This window comes from Mesorhizobium sp. M7A.F.Ca.CA.002.05.1.1 (assembly GCF_003998335.1).
Taxonomy (GTDB): domain Bacteria; phylum Pseudomonadota; class Alphaproteobacteria; order Rhizobiales; family Rhizobiaceae; genus Mesorhizobium.
Window position 1 is genome coordinate 1 of sequence record NZ_RZQI01000106.1, and the last position, 11030, is coordinate 11030.

General features: G+C 61.4%; 10 protein-coding genes and 1 pseudogene. 8 read left to right on the plus strand and 3 right to left on the minus strand.

Annotated elements, in window-relative coordinates:
- Positions 1 to 87: 87 nt before the first annotated feature.
- The gene (locus EN939_RS08205; RefSeq protein WP_127267622.1) at positions 88 to 1218 is read right to left on the minus strand and encodes a nucleotidyltransferase family protein; all 1131 of its coding nucleotides are present in this window, start codon (positions 1216 to 1218) and stop codon (positions 88 to 90) included.
- A 514-nt stretch (positions 1219 to 1732) separates the two neighbouring features.
- Here EN939_RS08205 and EN939_RS08210 point away from each other — a divergent pair.
- From EN939_RS08210 to EN939_RS08235, 6 genes are all read left to right on the plus strand, one after another.
- On the plus strand, positions 1733 to 1885 hold the full coding sequence (locus tag EN939_RS08210) for a lasso peptide (RefSeq protein WP_013891488.1): 153 nt from the start codon (positions 1733 to 1735) through the stop codon (positions 1883 to 1885).
- Between the two features lie 137 nt (positions 1886 to 2022).
- Entirely contained in the window at positions 2023 to 2337 is a 315-nt protein-coding gene (locus EN939_RS08215; RefSeq protein WP_127267623.1) for a PqqD family protein, read from the plus strand.
- A complete protein-coding gene (locus EN939_RS08220) occupies positions 2321 to 2884 on the plus strand; it encodes a lasso peptide biosynthesis B2 protein (RefSeq protein ID WP_127267624.1) in 564 nt (187 codons plus the stop codon). Before EN939_RS08215 ends, EN939_RS08220 begins: the two co-directional genes overlap by 17 nt.
- Complete coding sequence (locus EN939_RS08225) at positions 2881 to 4803, plus strand: lasso peptide isopeptide bond-forming cyclase (RefSeq protein WP_127267625.1); 1923 nt, start codon at positions 2881 to 2883, stop codon at positions 4801 to 4803. Before EN939_RS08220 ends, EN939_RS08225 begins: the two co-directional genes overlap by 4 nt.
- Positions 4800 to 5786, plus strand: coding sequence for a serine kinase (locus EN939_RS08230; RefSeq protein WP_127267626.1), 987 nt, complete (start codon positions 4800 to 4802; stop codon positions 5784 to 5786). Before EN939_RS08225 ends, EN939_RS08230 begins: the two co-directional genes overlap by 4 nt.
- Before the next feature lie 8 nt (positions 5787 to 5794).
- Positions 5795 to 7639, plus strand: a complete 1845-nt coding sequence (locus EN939_RS08235; RefSeq protein ID WP_127267627.1) for an ABC transporter ATP-binding protein — start codon at positions 5795 to 5797, stop codon at positions 7637 to 7639.
- Positions 7640 to 7736: 97 nt separating this feature from the next.
- Here EN939_RS08235 and EN939_RS08240 read toward each other — a convergent pair whose 3' ends face one another.
- Positions 7737 to 8012 (minus strand): hypothetical protein, encoded by a 276-nt coding sequence (locus tag EN939_RS08240; RefSeq protein ID WP_023811582.1) that lies wholly within the window; start codon positions 8010 to 8012, stop codon positions 7737 to 7739.
- Between the two features lie 601 nt (positions 8013 to 8613).
- Here EN939_RS08240 and EN939_RS08245 point away from each other — a divergent pair.
- Together EN939_RS08245 and EN939_RS08250 are read left to right on the plus strand one after the other, a co-directional pair.
- Positions 8614 to 9291, plus strand: a complete 678-nt coding sequence (locus EN939_RS08245) for a sugar transferase (RefSeq protein ID WP_023811581.1) — start codon at positions 8614 to 8616, stop codon at positions 9289 to 9291.
- A 100-nt stretch (positions 9292 to 9391) separates the two neighbouring features.
- Positions 9392 to 10657 (plus strand): polysaccharide biosynthesis/export family protein, encoded by a 1266-nt coding sequence (locus EN939_RS08250; protein ID WP_164748995.1) that lies wholly within the window; start codon positions 9392 to 9394, stop codon positions 10655 to 10657.
- Between the two features lie 189 nt (positions 10658 to 10846).
- Here the strand turns inward: EN939_RS08250 and EN939_RS38525 are convergent.
- Positions 10847 to 11030: pseudogene (locus EN939_RS38525) on the minus strand (O-antigen ligase family protein); the annotation flags it as partial.

Sequence of the window (11030 nt, forward strand, 5' to 3'; positions counted from 1 at the left end):
CTCTCGTACAGGTAATATCGATTTGCCCTCGCCCCGTACTCCTTCGATGCCCTACAGAATTGCCATCAGCACCCAATTTGCCTTCATTCAGCGACTTCCCGGCCGCTCGAAGATGCGGCGGCTGATATCGGCGGACGCCGCCCAGCCGGCTTCGGCCAGATAGCGGACCGGCGCGCGGCCGCACAGTTCCCACAGCACCGTTCGCCGCTGTGGCCACCGCAGCGACGGCAGCCATGGCGCGATGACCATGCTGAGCAGATCCTCATTGCCGATGCGCGACAGGATCCTGGTCGCGCGCTGCGACAGCAGCGTGCCAGCGCCGCCGAGTAGCACATCGGCGGCGCGCAGGCCAAGCAGCAGCGTGTCGTCCAAACCTTGTACGGTTGCGGCATCGAGCAAACGCTGCTGATCCCCCTCGTCGAGGCGGGCGGCGCTGGCACCGATATCACAGACGTAGCCCGCGCAGGGTTCCCGGTTGAAAAGTGCCTTGGCGACGCTGATGCAGGACAAAAGCAAAGTATCGGCCACCGAGGTGAACGGCACCGTCGCACCGGCGATTTCGACCTGTCGCTTGCGCCGCAGAAACCCGTCCGCGTCGCGCGGGCTTGGCGAGCCGGGCTGCTGGAGGCGGTAATGGAGATCTACCGTGGACGACCTCGGCCCGTCGTCCCGGGTCATGTGCTGTTCGCCGAGGAAGCGGACCCACCAGACGGAGTTCGACTTGCCTGATACCTCATAACCGATCTGGCGAAGCGCATCACGCGCCCTGAAAAATCCGAGCGGCGAAACAAGGATGTCGACATCGCCGGACGGCTTCATGAAGTGGTCGTCGTAGAGAAGCTGCTGCTGGAACGGACCCTTCAGAAAAACAAAATCGATCTCGCTGGCGCGCAGCACATCATGGACCGCCATGGAATCCATGATGCAGGACGCGTTCATCGAAACCGTCCTCCTGCGGTAGGTGTCGAGCCATCGGAAAAGCTCAGGCGGCCTCTCAAGCGCGGGTGCGCGCGAAAGGGCCTTGAGGACAAAGGTGGCGACCTTGTTCAGCCTGGCGATGTCGGCAATTTTGGCACCGTCCAGATCACGCATCGAAATGTCGCCCGCGCCGGCGTGCGGCCCGGCAAAATACAATCGCAGGCAGGCCTGTACGTAGGCCACCTCGTCGGCACAGCCGGCGGCGCGCAATCGTTCGTATGAGCCGTCAGGCAAGGCCATTTAGCGCACAATCTCCCAAGAAAGCGGTTTGCGCGAACACTTATGCTGCACGTGCGAAGCAAACATCACCAAAAACCTCGATGCCGTAAAGCCTTTCCTTTTGCAGTGCGAATTTTTGCAACCGAAGCGTCTATCGAGATCGCGTCGGAAAGAAGTGAGAACCGCGGCTGAAATATCCTTGCCAGGTCTTTTAGCCGATCCGCGGCCGAATTTTCCAAACCGAAAATTCTTTCCATTAGCGAAGCCTAAAAATAAGCACAAAACAAACGATTTATGCAAGCAAAATCATATGCTTAAAGAATCAGCACAGGCGCTGCCATCATGCCCAAGGAATCGGCTAAAAAGTGACAAGTTTTAGGCATGGCCGCTCATGTCCTGACGCCAGCAACGTAATTGATTAACGGAAGGTAAAACAGTCTTGACTCATAAATGCTGCCGTGCAGCTATTGCATTGCAGCATAAAAGTGCTGACGGCACTCGACAGGCCGTTTCCAGTCCTAAATCGGAGAGTAAAATGGAACAGAATGTTGAAAAGCATGAATACGAGACACCAAGCCTGACGGTTCATGGTTCGATTGAGACCATCACCCAGGGTGGCGGCGGCAACACGGCGATCGACGCGTCGTTCCCCGCGCACACGCCGATCGGCGACCTGACGTTCTCCTGAGACTTATAGCCGTTTCCAGAGTGACATTTTGGGACTCTGGATTCAAAAGCAGACGTAAGAGGGGTCGGGGGGCCAGCCTCCCGACTTCTCCTGCGCCAACCGGAGATGTCGAAGCGTTTTGTCAGTGAGGTGCGGGGATGAACGGGAAGCAATCCGACCATGATCTGGCCGACCACGATAGCGTGAGTGCGACCAAGGATGCCGTGGCCTGCGAGTTCGGCGATGGCTTGGCGCTGCTCAATCTCAAATCCAATGTCTACTACAGCCTGAATGGCGTCGGCGCCTTCATCTGGGATTTGATCCAGGAGCCCCGGTCGATCGGCGACATCCGCAGCGCCGTGCTTGCGCGCTATAATGTCGACCCGGTGCGCTGCCAGGCCGATGTCGACGCATTGCTGAAGGGCCTGACTGATAATGGGCTTGCGAGACGGCATCATGAGGCACTTGTCTAAACCGGCCCAGCACAAGACGCTGGTTTCGCAGGCCATAGTTTCGCGGGCCCTGGTTTCGCGGGCCACGGCTTTACGGCAGGAACCCGCGAGGGAAACAGGCCTCAAGCAGTCGAAGCGCGGCGAAAGCCGGCACGGGCTGGTCAGGATTTTCTCCCTGAGCGGCTCGGAAATGATCTTCCTTGGCCATTGCCTGCTGGTGGTGGCGACAGTTCGGCTGGGGCTGACGCTGCTGTCCTACAATCGTGTACGCAGCCTGGTGACGCGCCTAGACGCGCGGCAGTGCGCTTCAATGGGCGAACTGCGGCGTGTCGCCTGGGGCGTTGCCGCCGCGGCCCGTTTCGTCCCTTACGCTACGTGCCTGACCCAGGCGCTCTCCGGCCAGTATATTCTCGCCCGCCAAGGCAATGAATCGACGATACGCATCGGCATCGAACGTGGTACGGGCGAGCAGTTGAAAGCACATGCCTGGCTGGTCAGCGACAACCATATCGTGCTTGGCGGATCGATCGACGGCTTCGCCCATCTCGTCGACCACGGCAGCCGATGAGCGGCGTCGCTGGAATCCTGCTGCGCGGAGCACACGCACCGGCGGTCGCGGCGGCAGACATTCAGCAAATGCTGGCGCGCATGCGCCATCGCGGTCCTGACGGCAGTTCTTGGTGGCTGGACACCAGCATCGCCCTTGGCCACGCCTGGCTCAACACATCGGATGAGGTCGGCCCAGGCCCTTTGACGATGGCTGGCGGCCGGCTCGCCATCACCGCCGATTGCCGGCTGGACAACCGTGACGAGTTGCTGGCCAGGCTCGGTATCCGCGACCAGTCGGTGGCCGACGCGATGGTGCTGATGCGGGCCTATCTGCGTTGGGGCGAAGCCTGTCCGGAGCATCTGCAAGGCGATTTCGCGTTCGCCATCTGGGATGACGAGCGGCAATCGCTGTTTTGCGCGCGCGATCATTTTGGCGTCAAGCCGTTCTACTACCACGCGGCGGACCGGCGTTTTGCCTTCGCGTCCGAGATCGGGCCGATCCTGGGCGTCGAAGGTATCCGCGCACGTGTCAGCGAGCGCCAGATCTCCGGCTTCCTGGCCGGGCTTCCCGACGACCCGCAGTCGACCCCCTACAGCGATATATTCAGCCTGCCGGCCCGCCACAGCCTGACCGTCACCGCGCAACAGGTGATGTTGCGTCGATACTGGCAGATCGAGCCGTCGGCGCGGCCCTTGCGGTCGGATGCATCGGAGGAATTCGCCCATCTGTTCTCGCAATCGGTGCGCAACCGCATGCGAGGGACCTCGGCAGTCGGCGCAATGCTGAGCGGCGGCCTCGATTCCTCATCTATCGCCTGTGTCGCCGGCCTGCAGAATGCCGCTGCGCGCAAGCCGAAGCTGCCGACCTTCTCGCTGGTTTTCGAGAAGGGCTCGCCGATGGACGAGCGGCCCTTCATCGATGCCGTTCTCGACCAGCAGAAGGTCGACGCGACACTGATCCCGGTCGGCAACTATGCCCCATTCGCCGAATTCGAACGCGTGCTGGAAGAACAGGAAGGAACGTTCCTGGCGCCGGGCCTGACGCTCACCCGCGGTGTCTACCGGACTGCCGGCGCCAAGGGCATCAAGGTGCTGCTGGACGGCCATGGCGGCGACGAGGTCGTTTCCCAAGGCCATGGTCACCTGCACGAGCTTGCGAATGGCGGCCGATGGATGGATCTGTGGCGCGAGGTCCGCAGCGCCTCCAATACCTATGGCGACAGCACGCTTGGCCTTTATCTCCAGTTCCTGACCCTCTACGGGCCGGCCTGGCGCATCGCCAAGCTGAGGCATCTGGCCAACCGTGCCCTGAACAGGATCCGCAAGCCCGCGCACGTGCAGCGCGCACGAAGCTGGCGCGACCTGATCAATCCGGACCTTGCCAAGCGCACCGAGCTTGTCGACCGGTTTCACCGGGCCGGCTATATGCCGCCCGGCGTTCAGGCCAGCGACGCCTTGAGCCATCGCTGGATCCTGTCGAACGGCTATGTCCCGCATGCTTTCGAGGTTCTCGACAAGGCCGCCGCCAATTTCGGCGTCGAGCCGCGATACCCATTCTGGGACAAGCCGCTGGTCGAGTTCTGCCTGGCATTGCCGGGCGAGGAGAAGCTGAGCCACGGCTTTGGTCGCTATGTGCTGCGTCGCGCCATGCAAGGCGTATTGCCGGAGGCGGTGCAGTGGCGACGCGACAAGATCGACTTCACCGCCAATCTCGTCAACGGCATGCTGCGCAATCATCGCGACCTCCTGGAACAGCTGCTGGTCTCGGATGCAGGCCGCATCGCGCCTTATGTCAATCTGCCGCAAGTGAGTGCTGCCTATGCGCGACTGCTGCGCCAGCCCGATCAGGCAGCCCCCCTGGATGTCCAGTATGTCTGGCGCTCGGCCTCGCTGTCGCTCTGGCTGCGGCAACTCCCGCACGGCGGGAGCCCCACGTGATGCCGCGCAACGAGCCGATGGCCGCATACAGTGATAATCCCCGTCCGCATGGCCGGGCAATGCGAGAACGCCGCTTCTACCGCGCCTATGGTCTGACCATCGCGTCGGAGGTGATGTTACCCGAACTGCAGCCGGCGCCGCCCGGGGCGGCGGATGTCGTGATCGCCGTCGGCGCGATCGACCTGCCAAAGCCGGCGCCCGAAGCCGCGACCGACTTTCGCTTCGAGGCGGACCGGCAATATCTGGCCTGGCATGCCGTGGGCGCGTTCCTGATCACCGATTCCAACCGTATCGACATTGAACCGGCGCCCGGCGTCGACGACGCGCTGCTGGCGTTTCCGCTGCTCGGCCCGGTCATGGCGCTGCTCTTGCACCGGCGCGGCCTGCTTGTCCTGCATGCCAGCGCCATCGCCGCCGCCGGCACGAGCGCCATCTTCATGGGTGACAAGGGTGCCGGCAAGTCGACGACCGCAAGTGCGATGATCCGGGCCGGGCATCGACTGCTTACCGATGACGTGGTGGCGCTGGACCTCGCCAATCCGAGTGAGCCAATGACCGTTCCGGGCTTTCCGCAGATCAAGCTGGCGGCCGACGCCGCGGCGGCGATCTCGCTCGGGGAAGCGGAAGTGCGGCCGCAAGTGCATCCGGCGATCGACAAGATGCAGCATCGCCTGAACGGTGACTTTTCGGGCGACAAGGTGCCGGCGACCAGGATCTATATCCTCAAGCGCGGCGAAAGGGCTGGCATCACGCCCTTGCCCGCCATTGCCGCCCTGCCGGCCATCATCAAATTCTCCTATGTGACGCGCTTCGGCCGCGCGGCCCTCCCCGACGACTTCGCGGCGGCGCATCTTCGGCAATGTTCATGGATTGCCAACCATATCGGCGTGCGGCGGCTGGAAGTCCCGACGGGCCTGGACAGGATCGGTGAAGCCGTGGAACTGATCGAAAAGGATCTGTCGGCTGGCAGCCGGCGGTCGTAAGCGCAACCATGTCGAAGCCCCCAACCCTTCGCCTGTCGCTGTTTCGAGAAATTGCCGCATTCGGCGCCGCCATTGCCCGGATCGGCGGCCGGCGAACATGGACGGCGCTTTTCTTCCTCATCCTCGGCAGCCTGACCGAGGGCATCTCCATCCTGCTGCTCATCCCGCTGCTGCATCTGGTCGGACGCGCCGACCAGGATTTCGCTGTTCGGCTGCCCAACAATGATTTCGTGCGCTGGCTGGTGCCTGACGGCACGCTGCAACTGACGACCGTGCTTTGCATGCTGGTCGGGCTTGTTGCAGCGCAGGCGGCGTTCAATCGCTTCAAGTCGGTCTACATGGCCAAATTGCTGTTCGATTTCGTCAACCGCGTTCGCATGAACCTGTTCGAAAGCATCGGCAAGGCGCGCTGGGGCGTTTTTACCCGCATGCGCAGTTCCGACCTCGATCATGCCCTGACCGGCGACATCGACCGCGTCCAGGGCGCGGCGTTCTCACTGCTGATGCTGGTGCAGATCGCCGTTCTTCTGGCTGGCTATCTCCTGGTTTCCATGTTCATCTCGCCGGTCATGACGCTGTTTGCCGTCGTCATCGGCATGCTGATGTTCGTGGCGCTGCAGCCCTTCCGGACACGGGCCACTGCCTTCGGCCGTGTGCTGACCGCCAATCGACAGGATCAGTACCGGACGGTCTCGGAATTTCTCGGCGGCATCAAGGTGGCCAAGAGCCTGAACGTCGAGGACAGCTATTTCGCGCAGCTGCGGTCGACGCTTGAGAAGATGAAGGCCGACAACATCGACTATGTGCGCAACAGCACCATCGGCACCGCGGTATTCCAAGTGGCGAGCGTGGTGGGCCTGAGCCTGTTCATCTATGTGGCTTTGGTTCGCTTCAACCTGTCGCTGGCCGAGATCGTCGTCCTGCTCCTGGTCTTCATGCGCATCGCGCCGCGCTTCATGGACATGCAGACGCAAGCCCAGCAAGTGCTGATCAACCTGCCCGCCTTTACGGCAATGCGCAGCCTGCAGGCACGTTTCGATGCCGAACGCGAACCAGGCCATACCGAGTTCGCCGACGCCGGGACACTCTCCCTCAATACGGGATTGAATATTCGCGGTGTCTCCTTCGCCTATGGAGATGCTGGCGACAAGGTGGTGGTGAGCGGCATCACCTTCGGCCTGCCGGCCGGCAAGGTCACCGCCCTGATCGGCCCGTCCGGATCGGGCAAGAGCACGATCGCCGATATGCTGCTTGGCCTGCTGGAGCCCACCACCGGCATGATGCTTGTCGACGGCGTCGAGATTGATGCCAGCAATCGCCGTCGCTGGCGCGACCAGGTGGCCTATGTGCCGCAGGACGTGTTCCTCCTGCACGACACGATCGCGGCGAACCTGCGCCTTGCCGCGCCACGGGCCAGCGATGGCGACCTGTGGGCCGCGCTGCATCAGGCGCACGCCGGCGAGTTTGTCGAACGGCTCGACCTCAGGCTCGAGACGGTGGTCGGCGATCGCGGCGTGCGGCTCTCGGGCGGCGAACGCCAGCGCATCGCGCTCGCGCGCGCGCTGCTGCGCAAGCCGTCACTGCTCATCCTGGACGAGGCGACCAGCGCGCTCGACTGGCAGAACCAGTCGCTGATCGCCAGGTCGATCGACGGATTGCGCGGCACGATGACGATCCTGACCATCGCGCACCGGCCGTCGATGATTGCCTTCGCCGACTGGGTGGTGGCGATGGAAAACGGCCGTATCGTCGAGGTCGGCCAATATCAGCGGCTGAAGGAAAAAACCGGCAGCCGGTTGTCGAGGATGCTGTCGGGGGAACAGTCAGAGGGCGAACCCGCCGATGTCGCGTGAGCCGGCGACCAAGACGCGCCGAAACCGATTCACGCGGCGCCTAGTCTCTTGTTTCGAAGCATGCCTACAAACCGGGGGCAGGTTTGAGCAATCTGCATCAATGCAGGCCGCGCCTGGCACCGCCCAGCTTCTCGCTTTCGGCGACCTCTGGTGCGTTCAGTTTGCGCTCGGCGTCACGGGCTATGTCGGCAGGCGTCGGCGCGCTCCTGGCGATCATGGTGTAGATGAGCACGAAATAGCCGGCCTGAATGATCACGGCGCAGATGATGACGCGCACCAATATCGTGCCTATCGACGCTCCGCCCAGCCAGGACCAGCCGACGACGATCGCCAGAGCGAAAATCATCCCGAGGATGAATTTTGGAAGTGCCATACCCAACAGCCCATAAACCGGCTCGGGTATTATCACGATTGCCCCACCCGAGCGCCGTCCCTTGTCATGTGGGCTTGTTAAGGTCGCCCACTCTCGACCGGTTGCTTCCGGCCTTTTCCACCTGTCGCCACCGTGACAGGTATAATTTGCAATTCTATTAAGGCGAGCAATAGGCGGCAAGGGCAACTTCGGATATTTTTGATCGAGCTTTTGCGATCGACTCTGCCATGCTGCAATGCACGCAACGGGAGCTAAGCCGATCTCCTCTCCTCGGCATTTTTCAGTAAGATAGACAATATTAAGTAGTATTTTATACGGTTTTCACCAAGCATCAGGGCATGATAAAGCACTAATTTGCAGCTTGCCTTGGCAAATAGGTAGGTCCGCCTAAAAACCGCCCCACAAAGGCCTCTATTTTTTCGGCCGTGCCCATTTATTGTCACAAATGTGCTAAATACGCCGAAATTTGTGCATGACAAGCTTATTATTTAGTCAATTCATGACGTGACTATTTCAATGGGGTGGTAAATTGTGTGTTGCGCTGCAACATTTTTTTGGTATCGTGCGCTGAACCATTCGTTCAACGCATGGAGTTTACGGCATGAGGGACGTTGCCAAGTCGGCCACGGCGAGCTTTTCGCAGGCTGACATCGATTTTCCGCCACCGATCGGCGGCTTGCTCAAACGCAGCTTCGATATCGCCGGTTCACTGATTGGACTGATCGCACTCAGCCCGCTGTTTGTCATGATAGCGCTGCTGGTCAAGTTTTCCGACGGCGGCTCGATTTTCTACGGTCACAGGCGAATTGGACGCGGCGGGCGGATTTTTCCTTGCCTGAAGTTCCGCACCATGGTTCCGGACGGCGACAGGGTATTGGCAACCTATCTCGCCACCAACCCGGATGCCAACGCGGAATGGATCGCCACCCGCAAGCTGAAGAACGATCCGCGCGTTACCCGTGTCGGAGCTGTGCTGAGGAAACTCAGCCTCGACGAGCTGCCGCAGATCATCAACATCCTGCAGGGCGACATGAGCCTTGTCGGCCCTCGTCCGGTCGTGCGCGACGAGCTGGAGATCTATGGCACGTCCGCCGTCTATTACCTGAAATCCCGCCCGGGCCTGACTGGCCTGTGGCAAGTCAGCGGCCGCAACGATGTGTCCTATGACAGCCGCGTCGCCTTCGATCGCCACTATGTCGAGAACTGGTCGCTGTTCGAGGACGTTCGCATCATCATCAAGACCGTCCCGGCCGTCTGGATGTCGCGTGGTTCTTACTGACCGGCCGGTGGCCAATGCCAGACATTGGCATCGGCCATTCGACGCAAGCTCATCGGGCGATGGGGCTATAGCGGATCGGAACGTTGAGTTGAAAACAGATTTGTTCGAAGCCTTTCGCAGCGGCCCGGATTCCGGCCGGCTGCGGCGGGCGCGTTTGCTGGCCACATGCCTTGCCTTGGCGCTCGTCGTCCCGCACATCGCCGCCGCCGGCGACTATCGCCTCGGCTCGCAAGACAAGCTTACCATCCGCGTCGCCGAATGGCAGACAGTCGAAGGCACATTTCGTGATTGGTCGGCGGTGAATGGCGAGTACACGGTCGGTCCATCCGGTACGCTGTCGGTGCCGTTCGCCGGCGAGTTGCCGGCATCCGGCAAGACCACGTCCGAAATCGCGGCGGCGATCGGCGAGGCGCTGCAGAAAAAGCTCGCTTTGTCGGACCGACCGGAAGCCTCGGTCGAGATGGCGCAGTTCCGGCCATTCTACATTTCGGGCGAAGTCCAGAACCCAGGCCAATTTCCCTATGTCCCGGACCTGACGGTGTTGAAGGCAATCAGCGTCGCCGGCGGCATCAGGCGCAACGCCGACTACGGCCCCCAGCTCGGCAAGGACCTGGTCACCGCCAAGGGCATGTTCGACATCTCCGACGACCAGCGCATTCGACTGATCGTCAGGCGCGCCCGCATCGATGCGGATATGGCCGGCAAGGCGAGTTTCGACGTGCCGAAGGAGGTCGAGGGCGATCCGAGACTGCCAGCCATCGTGGCGGACGAGATGACGATTCTGACGGCCGACCAAAAGGCGCTGAAGCTGAAACTCGAGGCGCTCGACGACCTGAAGGGGGTTTTGGAATCTGAAATCGAGTCGCTGCAGAAGAAGATCGTCAATCAGCAGCAGCAGGTCGACTTGGCGCAGCAGCAACTCGCCAGCATCGGTCCGCTGGCGCAAAAAGGCCTGATCGCCAATGCCCGACTGCTGGATTCGCGCCAGTCCGTGGCCGACCTGCAGGGCAAGATCCTGGACTACGAAACCGCCATCCTCACCGCCAAGCAGGCGATCAGCAAGGCGAAGCAGGATGCTATCGATGCCCAGAACACCTTGAGTTCAAGTCTCGCCACTGACCGGCAGCAGACCGAGGCCGACCTGAACGAGGCCGCGTTGAAGGTGAACATGCAGAAAGGCCTGATAGCCCAGGCCAGCGATCCCGCGATGGCGGCCGCTATGACAAATGATCAGCAGCCGACCCTGCTCTATTCACTGGTGCGCAATGTCGACGGCAAGACCACCGAAATAGCCGCCAAGGAAGAAACCCCGGTGCTGCCCGGCGATGTGATCAAGATCAAGCTGGCGCCGCTGGCCAGCCAATAGACCGACTTCCAACACGATCCAGTGTTTCGAGCCAGAGCCTCACCCGACAATCGGGATGAGGCTCTGGCTCAGTTGTTTGAACATCTCCCTACGGAAACCATAATAGCGGTCTCGGGATCGAGGCTTCCCGTCCGAGCACATGCTTGCTCAAAAAGGAAGGCCGCTCCCTTCAGCCCGCGAGATGATAATTTATGAGGGACCGGCGCCCGCCGGATGGCCGGCATACCGAGGCCAGTCAGTCTCGCCCCCGGCCGCGTCAGCCGGCTCCAGAGCCGGTGACCGCCGCCTGCGGGTAACGGGCAGCCGCGCCAGCTTGAAGAAGCTGAAATACATCAGGAAAGAACCCATGATGTAGGGGTTGAGTATCTCGACC

Coding starts and splice junctions, on each gene's coding strand:
- EN939_RS08205 (WP_127267622.1), bottom strand. CDS start 1,218: ATGGCCTTGCCTGACGGCTCATACGAACGATTGCGCGCCGCCGGCTGT.
- EN939_RS08210 (WP_013891488.1), top strand. CDS start 1,733: ATGGAACAGAATGTTGAAAAGCATGAATACGAGACACCAAGCCTGACG.
- EN939_RS08215 (WP_127267623.1), top strand. CDS start 2,023: ATGAACGGGAAGCAATCCGACCATGATCTGGCCGACCACGATAGCGTG.
- EN939_RS08220 (WP_127267624.1), top strand. CDS start 2,321: ATGAGGCACTTGTCTAAACCGGCCCAGCACAAGACGCTGGTTTCGCAG.
- EN939_RS08225 (WP_127267625.1), top strand. CDS start 2,881: ATGAGCGGCGTCGCTGGAATCCTGCTGCGCGGAGCACACGCACCGGCG.
- EN939_RS08235 (WP_127267627.1), top strand. CDS start 5,795: ATGTCGAAGCCCCCAACCCTTCGCCTGTCGCTGTTTCGAGAAATTGCC.
- EN939_RS08240 (WP_023811582.1), bottom strand. CDS start 8,012: ATGGCACTTCCAAAATTCATCCTCGGGATGATTTTCGCTCTGGCGATC.
- EN939_RS08245 (WP_023811581.1), top strand. CDS start 8,614: ATGAGGGACGTTGCCAAGTCGGCCACGGCGAGCTTTTCGCAGGCTGAC.